Raw genomic sequence first — 18,157 nt, 5'->3', positions numbered from 1 at the left:
GGAGAATGCTGGACAATGGCTAACATCGAAATCAGACAAGAATCGCCGACTGCCTTTTATATTAAAGTGCACGATACAGACAATGTCGCGATTATTGTTAACGATAATGGATTAAAAGCAGGAACCCGCTTTCCTGATGGTCTGGAATTAATTGAGCATATTCCTCAAGGGCATAAAGTGGCCCTGGTGGATATTCCCCACAATGGCGAAATTATCCGCTACGGCGAGGTCATCGGTTACGCCGTTCGCGACATCGTTAAAGGGAGCTGGATTGATGAGTCCATGGTTATTCTGCCAAAGGCACCGCCGCTGAATACCTTACCGCTGGCAACCCGAGTGCCAGAGCCGCTGCCACCGCTGGAGGGCTATACCTTCGAAGGTTACCGCAACGCCGACGGCAGCGTGGGCACCAAAAACCTGCTGGGTATTTCAACCAGCGTACACTGCGTGGCGGGCGTGGTGGATTATGTGGTCAAAATTATTGAACGCGATCTGCTGCCCAAATACCCCAACGTCGACGGCGTGGTTGGCCTCAATCACCTGTACGGCTGCGGTGTGGCGATCAACGCCCCGGCGGCCATCGTGCCCATTCGCACCATTCACAACATCGCCCTGAACCCTAACTTTGGCGGCGAAGTGATGATTGTGGGCCTCGGCTGTGAAAAATTACAGCCAGAGCGCCTGCTTCAAGGTACCGAAGATGTACAGAGCATCCCGGTCGACAGCGCCAGCATCGTACGTTTGCAAGATGAACAGCATGTTGGTTTTCGCTCAATGGTCGACGACATTTTGCAGGTGGCCGAACGTCACCTGGAAAAACTCAACAAGCGCCAGCGCGAAACCTGCCCGGCCTCTGAACTGGTCGTCGGTATGCAGTGCGGCGGCAGCGATGCGTTCTCCGGCGTGACGGCAAACCCGGCGGTAGGCTACGCGTCTGACCTGCTAGTGCGCTGCGGCGCAACCGTGATGTTCTCGGAAGTAACCGAAGTACGTGACGCTATCCACCTGCTCACGCCGCGCGTCATCAACGAAGAAGTGGGCAAACGCCTGCAGGAAGAGATGGCCTGGTACGATAACTACCTCGATATGGGCCAGACCGACCGCAGCGCCAACCCGTCTCCGGGCAACAAAAAAGGTGGACTGGCAAACGTGGTGGAAAAAGCGCTGGGCTCTATCGCTAAATCCGGCAAGAGCGCCATCGTGGAAGTGCTTTCACCAGGCCAACGCCCAACCAAGCGCGGCCTGATTTATGCCGCCACCCCGGCAAGCGATTTTGTCTGCGGCACCCAGCAGGTCGCTTCCGGCATTACCGTACAGGTCTTCACCACCGGCCGCGGTACGCCGTACGGTCTGATGGCCGTACCGGTCATCAAGATGGCCACCCGCACCGAGCTGGCGAATCGCTGGTATGACTTAATGGATATCAACGCCGGGACCATTGCCACGGGCGAAGAGACGATTGAGGATGTGGGCACGAAGCTGTTTGAGTTCATTCTGGACGTGGCGAGCGGGCGTAAGAAAACCTTCTCAGATCAGTGGGGTCTGCATAACCAGCTGGCGGTGTTTAACCCGGCTCCGGTGACTTGATTACGTGATATTCAAGAAAAAGGTTATCGGGAGGCTATCATGCCTCCCGATTTTTTATGCACTCACTAAAATCACGTCAATGCCTTGCCGACGCAACCCTTCCAGACTTTCATTCGGCACGCCCTCATCAACAATAATCACATCAATACGCTGGGTATCAATGATCTTATGCAGGCTGGAGCGGTTAAATTTCGTGGAGTCCGTGACAACGACAATGCGCTCAGCCACTTCACACATCCGGCGGTTAAGCCGGGCTTCGTCTTCATTATGCGTGCTGATGCCACGCTCGAGATCAATGGCGTCGACGCCAAGGAACAGAATATCGAAGTGATAATTCTGTAGCGACTGCTCCGCTTGGTCGCCATAAAACGACTGCGACTGACGACGCAGGTGGCCACCGGTCATCAGCAGCTCAACGCCTTCTGACTCCAGCAACGCATTCGCAACGTTCATGCCGTTAGTCATGGCAATGACGTCCGTATGCTGGCGCATCAACCGGGCAATCTCATAGGTAGTGGTACCGGAGTCAAGAATCACGCGATGGCCGGGTTTAATCAGCTCAACGGCGGCTTTCGCGATGCTACGCTTCACCGCCGTATTCAGAGAGCTTTTGTCTTCGACAGAAGGTTCGGTCGCTGGCGTATTGCTATCGCAGATGAGTGCGCCGCCATATGCGCGCACGGCAATGCCCTGCTTTTCCAGGAAGGCAAGATCATTACGGATCGTTACCGTCGATACGCCGAACCATTCAGAAAGATCGTTTACCTGCACGCTACCCTGCTGCCGCAACCGCTGGATAATCTGCTCGCGTCTTTCACTGGTTCCCGTCACACGCTTATCGGCAGAAGAGTCGGTGTTGCTCATAGAGATTCCTTTGATTGATTCCTTTGATTGATTCTTTCGTTTCATTTCTTTTTGCTTATTAACACCTTTCTTTTCTCGGAATGCAAGCCTTAAAAAGGCCTCGCATGGCGACAAACCCCCTCAACACACCTTTCATTTTGTTTCTTTTGTGAAACAGATCCGAAAATGGAAATCTTTCATTTTATTTTTAAATCCACGTAACGCAGTATTAAATGAAACAAAACGAAAGATAAGTATCATTACAATCTGAGTTGGAGAGGAAAGTGAAATATCTTACAACTATGGTGGAGCAGCACAAACGGGGAAAAACAAACGGAATTTATGCCGTTTGTTCCGCGCATCCACTGGTCCTGGAATCCGCCATTCGTTATGCCCTGGCAAAACAGTCTCCGCTGCTCATTGAAGCAACGTCGAACCAGGTCGATCAGTTCGGTGGCTATACCGGCATGACCCCGGCTGATTTTCGCCGCTTTGTCTGTGAGTTGGCTGACTCACTGAACTTCCCGCAGGATCGTCTGATTCTGGGGGGCGATCACCTTGGCCCTAACCGCTGGCAAAACCTGCCGGCCGATCAAGCAATGAATAACGCCGACGATCTGATTAAAAGCTATGTGGAAGCTGGCTTTAAAAAGATCCACCTCGATTGCAGCATGTCCTGCGAGGGCGATCCCGTTCCATTAACCGATGCGATCGTCGCCGAGCGCGCTGCTCGTCTGGCTAAAATTGCCGAGCAAACCTGTGCTGAACACTTTGGTGAATCGGATCTTGTTTACGTTATTGGCACAGAAGTTCCCGTCCCTGGCGGTGCCCATGAAGCATTAACTGAACTCGCCGTCACGACGCCTGATGCCGCTCGTGCCACGCTGGAAGCGCACCACCATGCGTTTGAAAAGCAAGGGTTGGATACCATCTGGCCACGCATCATTGCGCTGGTTGTCCAGCCGGGCGTTGAGTTTGACCACACCCACATTATTGATTATCAGCCGCAGAAAGCGGTCGCACTGAGCAAGATGGTGGAAGCCTATGACACGCTGGTCTTCGAAGCACACTCCACGGATTATCAGACACCGCAGTCGCTGCGTCAGTTAGTGAAAGATCATTTCGCTATTTTGAAAGTTGGCCCTGGGCTGACCTTCGCCCTGCGCGAAGCGCTGTTCTCACTGGCGGCGATTGAAGAAGAACTGCTTCCCGCCAAAGCCTGCTCTGGCCTGCGCCATGTTCTTGAAACCGTGATGCTCGATCGCCCGGAATACTGGCAAAGCCACTACCACGGCGATGGCAACGCTCGCCGTCTGGCCCGTGGCTATAGCTACTCTGACCGCGTTCGCTACTACTGGCCAGACAGCCAAATTGATGAAGCCTTTGAAAGACTGGTGCGCAATCTGGCGGACGAACCTATTCCCTTGCCGCTCATTAGCCAGTACCTCCCTTTACAGTACGTAAAAGTACGCGAGGGAGATCTCAACGCTACACCGCGTGAACTCATCATTAACCATATTCAGGACATACTTCAGCAGTACCACGCCGCCTGTCAGGGCGTTCCGTCCCATAACGAATAACAACAAAGAGGAAAGCGCTATGCCAAATATCGTACTCAGCCGCATCGATGAAAGACTGATTCATGGTCAGGTCGGCGTGCAGTGGGTCGGGTTTGCGGGGGCAAATCTGGTATTGGTCGCCAATGACGAAGTCGCAGAAGACACCGTGCAGCAAAACCTCATGGAAATGGTACTGGCTGAAGGGATAGCCGTGCGTTTCTGGTCGCTACAGAAAGTTATCGACAATATTCACCGCGCTGCTGACCGACAGAAAATCTTGCTGGTGTGCAGAACGCCAGCTGATTTTCTCAAGCTGGTTGAAGGCGGCGTTCCCGTCACCCGCATCAACGTAGGCAACATGCACTACGCCGAAGGTAAACAACAAATTGCCAAAACCGTTTCTGTCGACGCCAATGATATCAACGCGTTCAACGGCCTGAAGGCCGCCGGAGTGGAATGCTTCGTTCAGGGCGTTCCGACAGAACCTGCTTTGGATCTCTTTAAACTACTTTGAGGGATTCACAATGGAAATTAGTCTGTTACAGGCTTTTGCACTAGGCATTCTCGCCTTTATTGCAGGCCTGGATATGTTCAACGGGTTAACGCATATGCACCGCCCGGTAGTGCTGGGCCCACTGGTTGGTCTGATTCTGGGCGATCTGCACACCGGTATTCTTACCGGCGGTACGCTGGAGTTGGTGTGGATGGGTCTGGCACCGTTAGCCGGTGCCCAACCGCCTAACGTCATTATCGGTACCATTGTCGGTACAACGTTTGCCATTACCACCGGCGTGAAGCCTGATGTTGCCGTCGGCGTTGCGGTGCCGTTTGCCGTCGCCGTGCAAATGGGCATTACTTTCCTGTTCTCCGTCATGTCCGGCGTCATGTCCCGCTGCGACCGTATGGCGGCCAATGCCGATACCGCAGGTATTGAACGGGTCAACTATCTGGCTCTGCTGGCGTTAGGCATTTTCTACTTCCTCTGCGCTTTCCTGCCGATTTACTTCGGCGCGGAACATGCGAAAACCGCCATTGATGTCCTGCCAGAACGTCTGATTGATGGGCTGGGCGTCGCGGGCGGCATCATGCCAGCGATCGGTTTTGCCGTGCTGCTGAAAATCATGATGAAAAACGTCTACATCCCTTATTTCATCATTGGTTTCGTTGCCGCAGCCTGGCTCAAGCTTCCGGTCCTGGCCATAGCCGCCGCCGCGCTGGCCATGGCGCTCATTGACCTGCTACGTAAATCCCCTGAACCGACTCAACCTGCGGCACAGAAAGAGGAATTCGAAGATGGCATCTAATCAACAGACCCTGCCGAGTGTTTCCGATAACGAAGAGACGCTGCTGACCGGAGTTAACGAAAACGTTTATGAAGATCAGCGCATTGGCGCAGATCTGACTAAAAAAGATATTAACCGCGTGGCCTGGCGTTCCATGCTGTTACAGGCCTCTTTTAACTATGAACGTATGCAGGCTTCCGGCTGGCTTTATGGCCTGCTGCCCGCGCTGAAAAAGATCCATACCAACAAGCGCGACCTCGCCCGTGCCATGAAAGGCCACATGGGTTTCTTCAACACCCACCCGTTCCTGGTGACCTTTGTGATTGGCATTATTCTGGCGATGGAGCGTTCGAAGCAGGACGTGAACAGCATTCAAAGCACTAAGATTGCCGTAGGCGCGCCGCTCGGCGGCATTGGCGACGCCATGTTCTGGCTGACGCTGCTGCCTATCTGCGGCGGCATTGGTGCGAGCCTGGCGCTTCAGGGTTCCATCCTCGGCGCGATTGTCTTCATTGTGATGTTCAACGTGGTGCATCTCGGCCTGCGTTTTGGTCTGGCCCACTATGCTTATCGCATGGGTGTCGCGGCGATTCCGCTAATCAAAGCCAACACCAAAAAGGTGGGGCATGCCGCATCAATCGTCGGTATGACCGTCATCGGCGCGCTTGTTGCCACCTACGTTCGTCTGAATACCACGCTTGAAATTAAAGCGGGTGATGCCGTCGTTAAACTGCAGGCTGATGTTATCGATAAGCTGATGCCGGCCTTTTTACCGCTGGTGTATACCCTGACCATGTATTGGCTGGTTCGTCGTGGCTGGAGCCCGCTGCGCCTCATCGGCATCACCGTTGTACTGGGTGTCGTCGGTAAATTCTGCCACTTCCTGTAAAACAAAAGAGGTCTGAGATGTTGGGAATTATTTTGACCGGGCATGGCGGATTTGCCAGCGGAATGGAAAAAGCGATGAAGCAGATCCTCGGCGAACAAACGCAGTTTATCGCCATCGATTTTCCAGAAACCTCCACCACCGCGCTGCTCACGTCGCAGCTTGAACAAGCCGTAAACACGCTGGATAGCGAGGACAGTCTGGTGTTTCTGACCGACCTCCTTGGCGGCACGCCATTCCGCGTGGCCTCAACGCTGGCGATGCAAAAACCCGGCAGAGAGGTGATTACCGGCACTAACCTGCAGCTCCTGCTGGAAATGGTGCTGGAGCGTGAAGGCCTGAGCAGCGAAGACTTTCGCCTACAGGCGCTGGAGTGCGGGCACCGCGGCCTGACAAGCCTGGTTGATGAGCTGGGGCGCTGTCGTGAAGAGGTTCCAGCAGAGGAAGGGATATGACGCAAATCCTTCGCGCCAGACGCTTGCTGACGGAACGGGGCTGGCTTGACGATCATCAGATAAGCATTGATGACGGTATCATTACCGCCATCACTCCCATACCTTCAGGCAGCCCGCAGCGCGATGCTGAGCTGCTTTGTCCAGCCTACATCGATACCCACGTCCACGGTGGTGCGGGTGTCGATGTCATGGATGAAGCACCGGACACGCTCAACAAGCTGGCAATGTATAAAGCGCGTGAAGGGGTGGGTAGCTGGCTCCCCACCACCGTTACAGCTCCGATTGAGCAGATCCATCGCGCGCTGGAGCGTATTGCCCAATGCTTCCATGCTGGCGGCCCTGGTGCTCAGGTTTTAGGTAGCTATCTTGAGGGCCCTTACTTCACACCACAGAATAAGGGCGCTCATCCTCCTGATTTGTTCCGGGAGTTGGACATCCACGAGCTGGATAAACTAATAGCCCTCTCGCAGGGCACGCTGAGGGTGGTCGCCCTCGCGCCGGAAAAACCAGGCGCGATACGGGCTATTCAACATCTTAAACGACAAGGCGTGCGGGTAATGCTGGGGCATAGTGCGGCAACCTGGGCGCAGACCAGCGCCGCTTTCGATGCTGGAGCAGACGGTCTCGTGCACTGCTATAACGGTATGACCGGCTTACACCATCGGGAACCTGGCATGGTCGGTGCGGGGTTAACCGACCCGCGCGCGTGGCTCGAACTGATTGCTGACGGGCACCACGTTCACCCAGCCGCGATGAAACTCTGCTGTTGTTGTGCAAAAGATCGGGTCGTATTGATTACCGATGCCATGCAGGCTGCGGGTATGCCTGACGGCCCCTACACGCTGTGCGGTGAAAAGGTCGAGATGCGCGGCGGCATTGTACGAACCGTTTCCGGCGGTCTGGCAGGGAGTACGCTCTCGGTGGATGCCGCCGTGCGTAATATGGTTGAGCTCGCCGGGGTTTCTCCTGAAGAGGCAATCCATATGGCCTCTCTGCACCCTGCCCGCCTTCTGGGGGTAGACCAACAGCTTGGTTCACTACAGGCAGGTAAACGCGCCAGTATTATCGCCCTCGACGGCGGGCTGCATGTGCAGCGCGTTTGGATTCAGGGTCAGCACCTCTCCTTTTAACCCGCCTTTACGATGAGATTACCTGGCCTTCGTTCATCGAACGAAGGCCTTTCTTTTCCTTTCTTTTAATCAAACCACTAATCCGCTAATGGTTTTATCTATGCATTACAAATCAATAAGATAGAAAACAACAGCGTTTCATTGATCACAGTTTTCGTTTTATTTCATTTTGCATCATTGAACTTTCGATTTCTTTTCTATAGATTTTAATTAACTGATACGCGAAAAAGTGAAACGAAACGAAAGACAACGACATTTTGCCTGCGTCGGATGTGGACTTCACAAGACTAAGGACTGAGTTATGCCAGAAATCTATACCCCCGCGCCCGCTGCAACCGGTACCTGGACCGAAGAAGAGATCCGCCAGCAGCCTAACAGCTGGATCCGCTCACTGAATAATATCTCCAGCATCCGATCCGATATTGACGGGTTTCTTGCACCATTACTTTATAAGCACGATCTGCGGATCGTACTGACCGGAGCTGGTACCTCTGCATTTATCGGCGAGATAATCGCCCCCTGGCTCGCCAGCCATACCGGCCAGAACATCAGTGCAGTACCAACCACCGATCTTGTCACTAACCCAATGGATTACCTGAACCCGGCGCATCCGCTGCTGCTGGTCTCTTTTGCTCGCTCCGGCAATAGCCCGGAGAGCGTCGCCGCCGTTGAACTGGCGAATCAATTCGTACCTGAGTGCTACCACCTGTCGATTACCTGCAACGAAGCAGGCAGCCTGTATAAAAACGCGGTCAATTGCGACAACGCGTTCGCTCTGCTGATGCCAGCAGAAACCCACGATCGCGGCTTTGCCATGACCAGCAGCATCACCACGATGATGGCAAGCTGTTTGGCCGTGTTTGCACCCCAGGTCATCAATAGCGAGACCTTCCGCGACGTCGCCGACCGCTGCCAGGCCATCCTGACCTCACTGGGTAACTTCAGCCACGGTGTCTTCGGCCACGAAGCCTGGAAACGAATCGTCTATCTCGGTAGTGGTGGATTACAAGGCGTTGCGCGTGAGTCAGCCCTGAAGGTGCTCGAGCTTACGGCCGGTAAACTGGCAGCATTCTATGACTCACCAACCGGTTTCCGCCACGGGCCAAAATCACTGGTCGATAGCGAAACGCTTATCGTGGTGTACATCTCTAGCCACCCTTACACGCGCCAATACGATCTGGATCTCCTCGCAGAGCTTCGCCGCGATCGACAGGCAATGCGCGTGGTCGCGATTGCGGCGGAAACGGATGCCGTCATCGAAGCTGGCCCGCATATTTTGCTACCGCCAGCACGCCACTTTATCGATATGGAGCAGGCATTCTGCTTCCTGACGTACGCCCAGATCTTTGCCCTGACGCAGTCAATTCATGTTGGTAATACACCAGATACCCCATCCGCCAACGGCACGGTTAACCGTGTAGTACAAGGCGTTGTTATTCATCCCTGGTTGGCTTAAGAGGAATACATCATGAGCATTATTTCTACCAAATATCTTCTGCAAGACGCCCAGGCAAAAGGCTACGCGGTGCCTGCATTCAACATTCATAACGCAGAAACTATCCAGGCAATTCTCGAAGTTTGCAGCGAAATGCAGTCGCCGGTGATCCTGGCCGGCACGCCAGGTACGTTTAAACATATTGCGCTGGAAGAGATCTATGCACTGTGCCGCGCTTACTCCAATACCTACGATATGCCGCTGGCGCTTCATCTTGATCACCATGAATCCCTGGATGATATCCGCCACAAAGTGAATGCAGGCGTACGTAGCGCCATGATTGATGGCAGCCACTCTCCGTTTGAAGAGAATGTGAAGCTCGTGAAATCGGTAGTGGATTTCTGTCATGCCCATGATTGCAGCGTAGAGGCTGAACTCGGACGTTTAGGCGGCGTGGAAGACGACATGAGCGTCGATGCGGAAAGTGCTTTCCTGACCGACCCTATGGAAGCAAAACGCTTTGTCGAACGTACTGGCGTAGACAGCCTTGCCGTCGCCATTGGCACTGCGCATGGCCTCTATACCAAAAAACCAAAAATCGATTTCCAGCGCCTGGCGGAGATTCGTGAAGTGGTTGATATTCCGCTGGTGCTGCATGGCGCAAGTGATGTACCGGATGAATATGTGCGCCGCACCATCGAGCTCGGCGTGTGTAAGGTCAATGTCGCGACCGAATTGAAAATAGCTTTCGCTGATGCAGTCAAAGCGTGGTTTATTGAAAACCCACAGGGGAACGATCCGCGTTATTACATGCGCGTCGGTATGAACGCTATGAAAGAAGTGGTGCGCAGTAAAATCAATGTGTGCGGTTCTTCTCAACGGTTGCTACCTACGCTGCATGATTAATATCCGTTAACAGATTTACTCATAAAATATATTAATAACAACTTACCTCTCATTTTGAAAAGGTCATGATTAATTTCTCATGACCTTCATATTATACTAATGGAAATAATGGAGTACTCTACATGACACAGGAAAATTCCATAAAGTCACGAGTATGGGAGTTTTTTCAAAGCCTCGGCAAAACATTTATGTTCCCCGTCTCCTTATTGGCGTTCATGGGATTATTATTAGGAGTCGGCAGTTCAATTACTAGCCCTTCAACAATTAAAAGCTTCCCATTTTTGGTAATGACTCCAACTTACTGATAGTGTTTTATGTTCAGATAATGCCCGATGACCTTGTCATGCAGCTCCAGCGATTTTGAGAACGACAGTGACTTCCGTCCCAGCCTTGCCAGATGTTGTCTCAGATTCAGGTTATGTCGCTCAATGCGCTGAGTGTAACGCTTGCTGATAACGTGCAGCTTTCCCTTCAGGCGTGATTCATAAAGCGGCCAGCCATCCGTCATCCATACCACCACATCAAAGACCGACAGCAGCTCCAGAAGACGCTCCAGTGTGGCCAGAGTACGCTCACCAAAGACGTGTGCCACCACCGTCCTGCGCATCCTGTCATAGGCGTAAAATAACCAGCGCTGACATGATTTAGCCCCGACGTAGCCCCACTGTTCGTCCATTTCCGCGCAGACAATGACGTCACTGCCCGGTTGTATGCGCGATGTTACCGGCTCCGGCCTGAGTTTTTTAAGTGCCGTAAAATCGTGTTGAGGCCAACGCCCATAATGCGGGCACTGGCACGGCACCCAACCCCATTCATAGCCATATCAATGATTTTCTGATGTGTACCGGGTTGAGAGGCGGTGTAAGTGAAGCTGATTTGCCATGTTTTACGGCAGTGAGAGCAGAGATAGCGCTGATGTCCGGCAGTGCTTTTACCGTTACGCACGACGCCTTCGGTAGCTGAACAAGTGGGACATCTGATGGAAATGGAAGCCACGCAAGCACCTTAAAATCACCATCATACACTAAATCAGTAAGTTGGCAGCATTACCCCATTTTTAGGTGGTGAGCTAACACAATTAACTTTTGGATTTATTGCTACCGTCGGGGGCTTTGCTTTCACCTATTTACCGGTGATGTTCGCCATCGCGATTCCATTCGGCATGGCAAAAAGAAATAAAGCAGTAGGCGCTTATTCAGGATTTGTCGGCTATATGCTGATGAATATGAGCATTAACTATTATCTGACAGCCACCCATCAGCTTGCCGATGCCGCTACCATGAAACAGGTAGGACAGTCGGTTGTATTGGGTGTACAGACGTTAGAAATGGGGGTGTTAGGCGGTATCATTGCCGGGGTAATCACCTATTTTCTGCACGAGCGCTTTCAGGACACCGTATTGCATGATGCCTTTGCCTTCTTTGGCGGCATCCGCTTTGTCCCTATCATTACCTCACTGACGCTCTCCATCGTCGGCCTGGCACTCCCTATTCTCTGGACTTACGTGGCCATGGGTATTGCCGGTATTGGCCATATCATTCAAAGTACCAGCGTATTCGGCCCGTTCCTATACGGTGTAGGGGTGCTACTGCTCAAGCCTTTTGGACTCCACCATATTCTGCTCGCAATGGTACGTTTCACCCCTGCAGGCGGTATTGAAATGGTCAACGGACACGAAGTGGCTGGCGCGTTAAATATATTCTACGCTGAACTTAAAGCTGGCCTGCCGTTCAGCCCACATGTTACCGCATTTTTATCACAAGGCTTTATGCCGACCTTTATTTTTGGTTTACCTGCCGTCGCCTATGCTATCTATCGCACGGCGAAACCAGAAAACAGATCGATTATTAAAGGGCTGTTACTTTCCGGCGTGTTAGTTTCCGTGATTACCGGTATTTCCGAACCTATTGAGTTTTTATTCCTGTTTATCGCACCTGCGCTATATGTATTCCATATTATTATGTCAGGTCTGGCATTAATGGTAATGGCAATTCTTGGTGTTACCATTGGTAATACCGATGGCGGCATTCTGGATCTGTTAATTTTTGGCGTGATGCAAGGAACATCAACCAAATGGTACTTACTGTTCCCGGTCGGCGTGGTCTGGTTTGCCGTCTACTTCCTGGTATTCCGCTGGTACATCTTAAAACACGACATTAAAACACCGGGCCGTGAAGATTCATCTGATGGTGCTGCGCAGGCTGTCGCTGCAAACACTAAAGCCCGCGGTAAATCGAAATACGACCATGGCGTGATTTTAAATGCGCTCGGCGGCAAAGAAAACATCAGTTCCCTGGATAACTGTATCACCCGACTTCGCCTGGTCGTGAAGGACATGACAAAGGTCGATCAGCAGACCTTAAAAAATGCGGGTGCACTTTCCGTGGTCGTTCTCGATGCGCATAGCGTGCAGGTAATCATCGGCCCTCAGGTACAGAGCGTAAAAACCGGCATTGAAGCCTTAATTTAATCAGGAGTTAGCCATGTTCGATTTCGATAAAATCATCGAGCGTAAAAGCGATAAGTGTCGTAAATGGGATCATCAATTTGTCTGCTCTCGCTTCGGTGAAGTTCCGCAGGACTTTATTCCGCTGTGGATTGCCGACATGGATTTCACGTCACCTCCTGCGGTTATCGAAGGCTTCCAGCGTATTGTTGAGCACGGGACTTTTGGTTACACCTACAGTTTTGATGAATTTTACGATGCCGTGATCGGATTTCAGCGCGACCGTCATTATGTCAACGTCGAACGAGACTGGATAACACTCAGCTATGGCACCGTCTCGACGCTCCACTATCTGGTGCAAGCCTTTTGCCAGACGGGTGACTACGTCATGATGAATACGCCGGTCTACGATCCTTTCGCCATGGCAACACAGCGCCAGGGCGTTCAGGTTCTGGCGAATCCGTTGAAGATTGAAGATAATCGCTATCACCTGGACTTTACGCTTATCGAAACCCAGCTAAAGCAGCACAAGCCTAAACTGTGGTTTCTGTGCTCGCCGCATAATCCGTCCGGGCGCATATGGACGCAGGGTGAAATTCGTCAGGCATCCGAGTTATGCCAGCGCTATGGCGTTATTCTGGTGGTTGATGAGGTTCATGCTGAACACCTTCTGGGAGGTGAATTTACCAGCTGTCTGGCCTCTGGCTGCGCCGCGCAGGATAATCTCATCCTGCTAACCTCACCCAATAAGGCGTTTAACCTGGGGGGGCTAAAGACCTCTTATTCCATCATCCCGGACAAGCATCTGAGAGCGCGCTTCCGTCAGCGCCTGGAACAGAACTCCATCACCTCTCCGAATATTTTTGGAGTATGGGGGATTACGCTTGCCTATCAGCATGGGCTGCCGTGGCTTGATGCACTCAATGACTATTTACGTAGTAACGCCCACTATCTTGCCGATACTATTCAGACGCATTTCCCGGCATGGAAAATGATGACGCCGGAGTCATCTTATCTGGCGTGGATTGATGTCAGCGGCAGCGGCTGCACCGCAAGCGAAGTGGTGAATCATTATGCTCGCCACGCGGGGGTGATCATTGAGGACGGCAGTCATTATGTTCAGGATGGGGAACGCTTTATTCGCATTAACTTCGGTACACAGCGGTACTGGCTGGAGCGAGCGATAGAGAGGATGCAAAAGTAGTATTAAGTGAAAACCACACCCTTAGGGTGTGGTTTTCACAGAAACTAACATATCCGCCAGATGCCACCTTTAGTGGCGCCAATACGCTGTAGTGCCCCTTTTTGCTGTAATACCTTAAGGTATCGCTCAATCGTTCTCGCTGAAACTCCGCATTCCTGGGCCATATTCTTTGCCGAACTCGCAGGTCGGACGGATAAAATCTGTAAAATCTGTTTTTCTATTGCAGTGAAATCGATAACACTTTCTTCCGACATTTCTTCCGACATTTCTTCCGACATTGTCGTCGGTTTTTCCAGCCCTTCTTTTAGCGCAGCAGCGATGTTTTCCAGCATAAACGCAATAAACAGCGTGCAATCACTCTGTCGATCGCACTGCCCCAGCACTTGATAATAACGATCTTGTTGGTAATGAATAAGCGTCTCAACAGGCAACCAACCAAGCTCACTACGCCACTCGCTGAGAATCAACGTCTGCCACAGGCGCCCCATCCGTCCGTTACCATCGGCAAAAGGGTGAATAAATTCGAACTCGTAGTGGAACACTGCGCTAGCAATTAGCGGATGAATATCTGTTGTTTTCAGCCACTGCAGCAGTTCATCTATCAAACGTGCAATTTGCGAGGCGGGTGGTGCCATATGGACCAGCTTCTGACCACGATAGACACCAACATCGCCTGCGCGTAGCTGGCCAGGGGCATCAACCAGCCCTGTCATTAAGATCCGATGTGCTTTGAGCAAATCCGGTAAACGATGGCTTTTCCATTCCGACATATGGTCATAAGCCAGAAGGGCATTTCTGACTTCCTGGATATCTTTCGCCGGTGCTAGCACTCGCTTCCCTTCCATCAACGCAGTGACCTGCCCGGCAGTGAGAGAGTTGTGCTCAATGGCCAACGAAGCCTGAATAGTACGAATTCGGTTTTCTTTACGCAGCAAAGGAGATGCCCGACCCGCCATCGAAGCCCAATGGCCCATTAACTCACCAATCTCAACAACCTGGCTGAGTATTCCTGGGCTAATGACAAACGGTGGTTGGTAGGCGCTCATCCTTACTCCCCCTGCTGCTCCAGCGCATACTTATACAGCGCATTCTTCTTCACGCCGTGGATTTCCGCCGCCAGCGCCGCCGCTTTCTTCAGCGGCAGCTCAGCCTGCAGCAGCGCCAGCGTGCGCAGCGCATCGGCAGGCAGTTCGTCTTCCTGCGCTTTGTGCCCTTCAACAATCAGCACCATCTCACCTTTACGGCGGTTTTCATCTTCCTTGACCCACGCCAGCAGCTCGCCCACCGGCGCACCGTGAATGGTTTCCCAGGTTTTGGTCAGCTCACGCGCCAGCACCACGTAGCGAGATTCCCCCCAGACGGCGACCATATCTTCCAGACTGTCGAGCAGACGGTGGGTGGATTCGTAATAAATCAGCGTGCGCGGTTCCGCTTCGATAGCCTTCAGCGTATCGCGACGGCCTTTTGACTTGGCTGGCAGGAAGCCTTCGTAGCAGAAACGGTCAGATGGCAGACCGGCGGCGCTCAGGGCGGCAATCGCCGCGCACGGGCCCGGCAGCGGCACCACGCGGATACCCGCTTCACGGCAGGTGCGCACCAGATGGTAGCCTGGGTCATTGATGAGCGGCGTACCGGCATCGGAAACCAATGCGATGTTCTGCCCTTCCTTCAGTTTTGCCACCAGCGTTTCGGCTTTTTGTTGCTCATTGTGATCGTGTAAGGCAAACAAACGGGCGTTAATGGCGAAGTGTTGCAGCAATAAACCCGTATGGCGAGTGTCTTCAGCCGCAATTAAATCAACAGCTTGCAATACTTCGAGCGCTCGTTGGGTAATATCAGCCAAATTTCCGATAGGAGTAGGTACAATAAAGAGTTGGCCTTGAGAATTATCCGCCGATTCGTGTTGTTTCATTGTTTCGTCCGTATTGCCGATTTAATATTGAGCATTGCGTAAAAAATATTACTGGATACAGAATGGTACCCTCAACATTTTCTCGTATGAAAGCCGCGCGCTGTCTGCCGGTACTCCTGGCAGCGCTGCTGTTTGCAGGCTGTGGCACCCAGGCCCCCGATCAGAGTGCAGCCCAACTTCAGGGCGCGACGCAGGCTGACTCCGGCTTTTATCTGCAGCAGATGCAGCAAAGCTCGAATGATAGCAAGACCAACTGGCAATTACTCGCCATTCGTTCATTACTGAAGGAAGGTAAGAGCCAGCAGGCGCTGGAGCTGTTCAATCAGCTTCCTCAGCAGTTGAACGCTGCCCAGCGTCAGGAACAGGCGCTGCTGGCGGTGGAACTGAAGCTGGCGCAGAAAGACTACGCCGGGGCTCAGGCGCTGCTGCAAAAGCTGAAGGCCGATGATTTCGATAATGCGCTGCAGGCGCGCTTCTGGCAGGACACCATCAGCGCTGAGCAGGGTAAACCATCCCTGACGCTGCTGCGCGCCCTGATTGCCCAAGCGCCGCTGTTGACCACTCAGCCGGAAAAACAGCAAAACATCGATGCCACCTGGCAGGCGCTTTCCTCCATGACCAAGGAGCAGGCCAACGCGCTGGTGATCAACGCCGATGAGAACGTACTGCAAGGCTGGCTTGATTTGCAGCGCGTCTGGTTTGATAACCGTAACGATCCCGATATGCTGAAAGCTGGTATTAAAGACTGGCAGACCCGCTATCCGCAGAACCCAGGCGCGAAAATGCTGCCGTCGCAGTTGGCGAACGTGCAGAACTTTAAGCCAGCGTCGGTCAACAAAATCGCTCTGCTGCTGCCGTTAAACGGCCAGGCATCAGTCTTTGGCCGTACCATTCAACAGGGCTTTGAAGCGGCGAAAAACGGCACCATGCCGGTGAGCGGCAGCGCGGTACCTGAACAGGTCGCGCAGGCTGCGACCACTGCCGTAGTGAGCCCGTCTCAGGCAGAAGTGACCGATCTGACCACGCCACAAAATCAGGCACCCGTTCAGGCTCCAGAAGCTGCGCCGGTTCAGGCCGCACAGACCAGTAGTGCAACCGTACCAGCAACTCAGGCACCAGCGGCCGATGCAGCTCCAGCTCAAACACCAGCGGTGCAGCCCGTTGCTAGCGTGGCAGCAAACCCATCGGCAGAGCTGAAAATCTACGACACCTCTTCCCAGCCGCTGAACCAGATCCTGGCGCAGGCGCAGCAGGATGGCGTCAGCCTGGTGGTTGGCCCGCTGCTGAAAAACAACGTTGAAGAGCTGATGAAGAGCAACACCACGCTTAACGTGCTGGCGCTGAACCAGCCGGAAGCGGTGAGCAACCGCGCGAACATCTGCTACTTCGCGCTGTCGCCGGAAGATGAAGCCCGCGATGCGGCGCGTCATATTCACGATCAGGGTAAACAGTCTCCGCTGCTGCTGGTACCGCGCAACGCCCTCGGCGAACGCGTGACTCAGGCCTTCGCCGATGAGTGGCACAAAATCGGCGGCGGTACGGTCTTACAGCAGAAATTTGGTTCACTGTCCGAGCTGAAAGGCGGCGTGAACGGTGGTTCCGGTATCTCACTGTCCGGTACACCGGTTATCTCCGCGCAGTCTCAGCCGCAGGGCGTCACCATCGGTAACCTGACCATTCCAGCCGCACCGACCGACGCGCAAATCACCGGCAGCAGCAAAGTAGACGCGGCCTATATTCTGGCAACCCCGGAAGAGATCGCCTTCATCAAACCGATGATTGTGATGCGCAACGGCAGCCAGAGCGGCTCCATGCTGTACGCTAGCTCCCGCAGCGCACAAGGCACCGCTGGCCCAGATTTCCGTCTGGAAATGGAAGGCCTGCAGTACAGCGAAATCCCAATGCTTGCTGGCAGCAACCCGGCGCTGATGCAGCAGGCGCTGCGTGCGGTAAACAATGACTATTCACTGGCTCGTCTCTATGCCATGGGTGCGGATGCCTGGGCGCTGGCGAATCACTTTGCACAGATGCGCGGCGTGCCTGGCTTCGAGCTGAACGGCAACACCGGCGATCTGAGCGCTACACCAGACTGCGTGATTAACAGGAAGTTATCATGGCTCAAATACCAGCAAGGGCAGATAGTCCCCGCCAGTTAACGACAAAACAGGTTGGCGACGCCGCGGAACAGCGCGCGCGTCGCTGGCTTGAAGGCCAGGGACTCGGCTTTATCGCCGCCAACGTGCGTGAGCGTAGCGGCGAGATTGATTTGATTATGCGAGAAGGAACGGTCACGGTTTTCGTGGAAGTTCGTTTCCGCGCCTCGGGCGCATTCGGCGGTGCCGCCGCCAGTGTGACCCGGAGCAAACAAAACAAACTGTTACAGACTGCCCGCTTGTGGCTTGCCCGCCATAATGGGAGTTTTGATACTGTGGATTGCCGTTTCGATGTGATAGCCTTCACGGGCAATGAAATCGAATGGTTTTCAAACGCTTTTAGCTCATAGAATGTAAA

16 protein-coding genes and 2 pseudogenes are annotated in these 18,157 nt (G+C 53.2%); 14 read left to right on the top strand and 4 right to left on the bottom strand.

The window, feature by feature from the left end; translation table 11 throughout:
• Positions 1-15 precede the first annotated feature (15 nt).
• Positions 16-1,587, top strand: a complete 1,572-nt coding sequence (gene garD, locus MY052_RS02905) for a galactarate dehydratase (protein ID WP_248538173.1) — start codon at positions 16-18, stop codon at positions 1,585-1,587.
• Positions 1,588-1,641: 54 nt separating this feature from the next.
• Here garD and MY052_RS02900 read toward each other — a convergent pair whose 3' ends face one another.
• Positions 1,642-2,451: a DeoR family transcriptional regulator gene (locus MY052_RS02900; RefSeq protein WP_035891030.1), complete on the bottom strand. Its 810-nt coding sequence runs from the start codon at positions 2,449-2,451 to the stop codon at positions 1,642-1,644.
• A 281-nt stretch (positions 2,452-2,732) separates the two neighbouring features.
• On the opposite strand from MY052_RS02900, the gene kbaZ reads away from it, so the two are divergent.
• The 9 genes and pseudogenes from kbaZ to MY052_RS02855 all read left to right on the top strand — a co-directional run.
• The gene (kbaZ, locus tag MY052_RS02895) at positions 2,733-4,010 is read left to right on the top strand and encodes a tagatose-bisphosphate aldolase subunit KbaZ (RefSeq protein ID WP_248538893.1); all 1,278 of its coding nucleotides are present in this window, start codon (positions 2,733-2,735) and stop codon (positions 4,008-4,010) included.
• A 19-nt stretch (positions 4,011-4,029) separates the two neighbouring features.
• Positions 4,030-4,503, top strand: coding sequence for a PTS N-acetylgalactosamine transporter subunit IIB (gene agaV, locus MY052_RS02890; RefSeq protein ID WP_035891033.1), 474 nt, complete (start codon positions 4,030-4,032; stop codon positions 4,501-4,503).
• 10 nt (positions 4,504-4,513) lie between these two features.
• A complete protein-coding gene (gene agaW, locus MY052_RS02885) occupies positions 4,514-5,293 on the top strand; it encodes a PTS N-acetylgalactosamine transporter subunit IIC (RefSeq protein WP_035891034.1) in 780 nt (259 codons plus the stop codon).
• Positions 5,283-6,161 carry a PTS N-acetylgalactosamine transporter subunit IID gene (gene agaE, locus MY052_RS02880; RefSeq protein ID WP_123652330.1) on the top strand — a complete coding sequence of 293 codons (879 nt, stop codon included), beginning with the start codon at positions 5,283-5,285 and terminating at the stop codon, positions 6,159-6,161. The genes agaW and agaE overlap by 11 nt, the downstream gene beginning before the upstream one ends.
• 17 nt (positions 6,162-6,178) lie before the next feature.
• Entirely contained in the window at positions 6,179-6,613 is a 435-nt protein-coding gene (gene agaF, locus MY052_RS02875; protein ID WP_035891037.1) for a PTS galactosamine/N-acetylgalactosamine transporter subunit IIA, read from the top strand.
• Positions 6,610-7,743, top strand: a complete 1,134-nt coding sequence (nagA, locus tag MY052_RS02870; RefSeq protein WP_248538172.1) for an N-acetylglucosamine-6-phosphate deacetylase — start codon at positions 6,610-6,612, stop codon at positions 7,741-7,743. The genes agaF and nagA overlap by 4 nt, the downstream gene beginning before the upstream one ends.
• Positions 7,744-8,044: 301 nt before the next feature.
• Positions 8,045-9,199 carry an SIS domain-containing protein gene (locus MY052_RS02865; protein ID WP_248538171.1) on the top strand — a complete coding sequence of 385 codons (1,155 nt, stop codon included), beginning with the start codon at positions 8,045-8,047 and terminating at the stop codon, positions 9,197-9,199.
• Positions 9,200-9,211: 12 nt separating this feature from the next.
• Positions 9,212-10,084 (top strand): tagatose-bisphosphate aldolase subunit KbaY, encoded by an 873-nt coding sequence (gene kbaY / locus MY052_RS02860; protein ID WP_035891042.1) that lies wholly within the window; start codon positions 9,212-9,214, stop codon positions 10,082-10,084.
• 122 nt (positions 10,085-10,206) lie between these two features.
• Positions 10,207-10,368 (top strand): annotated as a pseudogene (locus MY052_RS02855) (PTS maltose transporter subunit IICB); the annotation flags it as partial.
• A gap of 14 nt (positions 10,369-10,382) precedes the next feature.
• Here the strand turns inward: MY052_RS02855 and MY052_RS02850 are convergent.
• A protein-coding gene (locus MY052_RS02850; protein WP_248537139.1) for an IS1 family transposase occupies positions 10,383-11,080 on the bottom strand; the annotation gives its coding sequence in 2 pieces (ribosomal slippage) (positions 10,383-10,831 and positions 10,831-11,080; 699 coding nt in all).
• Between the two features lie 55 nt (positions 11,081-11,135).
• Here MY052_RS02850 and malX point away from each other — a divergent pair.
• Together malX and MY052_RS02840 are read left to right on the top strand one after the other, a co-directional pair.
• Positions 11,136-12,554, top strand: a pseudogene (gene malX, locus MY052_RS02845) (maltose/glucose-specific PTS transporter subunit IIBC); the annotation flags it as partial.
• A 13-nt stretch (positions 12,555-12,567) separates the two neighbouring features.
• On the top strand, positions 12,568-13,734 hold the full coding sequence (locus MY052_RS02840; RefSeq protein WP_248538170.1) for a MalY/PatB family protein: 1,167 nt from the start codon (positions 12,568-12,570) through the stop codon (positions 13,732-13,734).
• 44 nt (positions 13,735-13,778) lie between these two features.
• Here MY052_RS02840 and MY052_RS02835 read toward each other — a convergent pair whose 3' ends face one another.
• Both MY052_RS02835 and rsmI read right to left on the bottom strand, forming a co-directional pair.
• Positions 13,779-14,780: a Fic family protein gene (locus MY052_RS02835; RefSeq protein ID WP_248538169.1), complete on the bottom strand. Its 1,002-nt coding sequence runs from the start codon at positions 14,778-14,780 to the stop codon at positions 13,779-13,781.
• Between the two features lie 2 nt (positions 14,781-14,782).
• On the bottom strand, positions 14,783-15,646 hold the full coding sequence (rsmI, locus tag MY052_RS02830; protein WP_035891050.1) for a 16S rRNA (cytidine(1402)-2'-O)-methyltransferase: 864 nt from the start codon (positions 15,644-15,646) through the stop codon (positions 14,783-14,785).
• A 62-nt stretch (positions 15,647-15,708) separates the two neighbouring features.
• Between rsmI and MY052_RS02825 the strand changes: the two genes are divergently transcribed.
• Positions 15,709-17,802, top strand: a complete 2,094-nt coding sequence (locus MY052_RS02825; protein ID WP_248538168.1) for a penicillin-binding protein activator — start codon at positions 15,709-15,711, stop codon at positions 17,800-17,802.
• The gene (locus MY052_RS02820) at positions 17,760-18,149 is read left to right on the top strand and encodes a YraN family protein (RefSeq protein WP_248538167.1); all 390 of its coding nucleotides are present in this window, start codon (positions 17,760-17,762) and stop codon (positions 18,147-18,149) included. Before MY052_RS02825 ends, MY052_RS02820 begins: the two co-directional genes overlap by 43 nt.
• Positions 18,150-18,157: the final 8 nt, after the last annotated feature.

Source organism: Kluyvera ascorbata (assembly GCF_023195735.1).
GTDB classification, from domain to species: Bacteria; Pseudomonadota; Gammaproteobacteria; order Enterobacterales; family Enterobacteriaceae; genus Kluyvera; species Kluyvera ascorbata.
The sequence above is the reverse complement of the archived record's forward strand: the minus strand, read 5'-3'. Positions and strand labels throughout refer to the sequence as shown.

Coding starts and splice junctions, on each gene's coding strand:
- garD (WP_248538173.1), top strand. CDS start 16: ATGGCTAACATCGAAATCAGACAAGAATCGCCGACTGCCTTTTATATT.
- MY052_RS02900 (WP_035891030.1), bottom strand. CDS start 2,451: ATGAGCAACACCGACTCTTCTGCCGATAAGCGTGTGACGGGAACCAGT.
- kbaZ (WP_248538893.1), top strand. CDS start 2,733: ATGGTGGAGCAGCACAAACGGGGAAAAACAAACGGAATTTATGCCGTT.
- agaV (WP_035891033.1), top strand. CDS start 4,030: ATGCCAAATATCGTACTCAGCCGCATCGATGAAAGACTGATTCATGGT.
- agaW (WP_035891034.1), top strand. CDS start 4,514: ATGGAAATTAGTCTGTTACAGGCTTTTGCACTAGGCATTCTCGCCTTT.
- agaE (WP_123652330.1), top strand. CDS start 5,283: ATGGCATCTAATCAACAGACCCTGCCGAGTGTTTCCGATAACGAAGAG.
- agaF (WP_035891037.1), top strand. CDS start 6,179: ATGTTGGGAATTATTTTGACCGGGCATGGCGGATTTGCCAGCGGAATG.
- nagA (WP_248538172.1), top strand. CDS start 6,610: ATGACGCAAATCCTTCGCGCCAGACGCTTGCTGACGGAACGGGGCTGG.
- MY052_RS02865 (WP_248538171.1), top strand. CDS start 8,045: ATGCCAGAAATCTATACCCCCGCGCCCGCTGCAACCGGTACCTGGACC.
- kbaY (WP_035891042.1), top strand. CDS start 9,212: ATGAGCATTATTTCTACCAAATATCTTCTGCAAGACGCCCAGGCAAAA.
- MY052_RS02840 (WP_248538170.1), top strand. CDS start 12,568: ATGTTCGATTTCGATAAAATCATCGAGCGTAAAAGCGATAAGTGTCGT.
- MY052_RS02835 (WP_248538169.1), bottom strand. CDS start 14,780: ATGAGCGCCTACCAACCACCGTTTGTCATTAGCCCAGGAATACTCAGC.
- rsmI (WP_035891050.1), bottom strand. CDS start 15,646: ATGAAACAACACGAATCGGCGGATAATTCTCAAGGCCAACTCTTTATT.
- MY052_RS02825 (WP_248538168.1), top strand. CDS start 15,709: ATGGTACCCTCAACATTTTCTCGTATGAAAGCCGCGCGCTGTCTGCCG.
- MY052_RS02820 (WP_248538167.1), top strand. CDS start 17,760: ATGGCTCAAATACCAGCAAGGGCAGATAGTCCCCGCCAGTTAACGACA.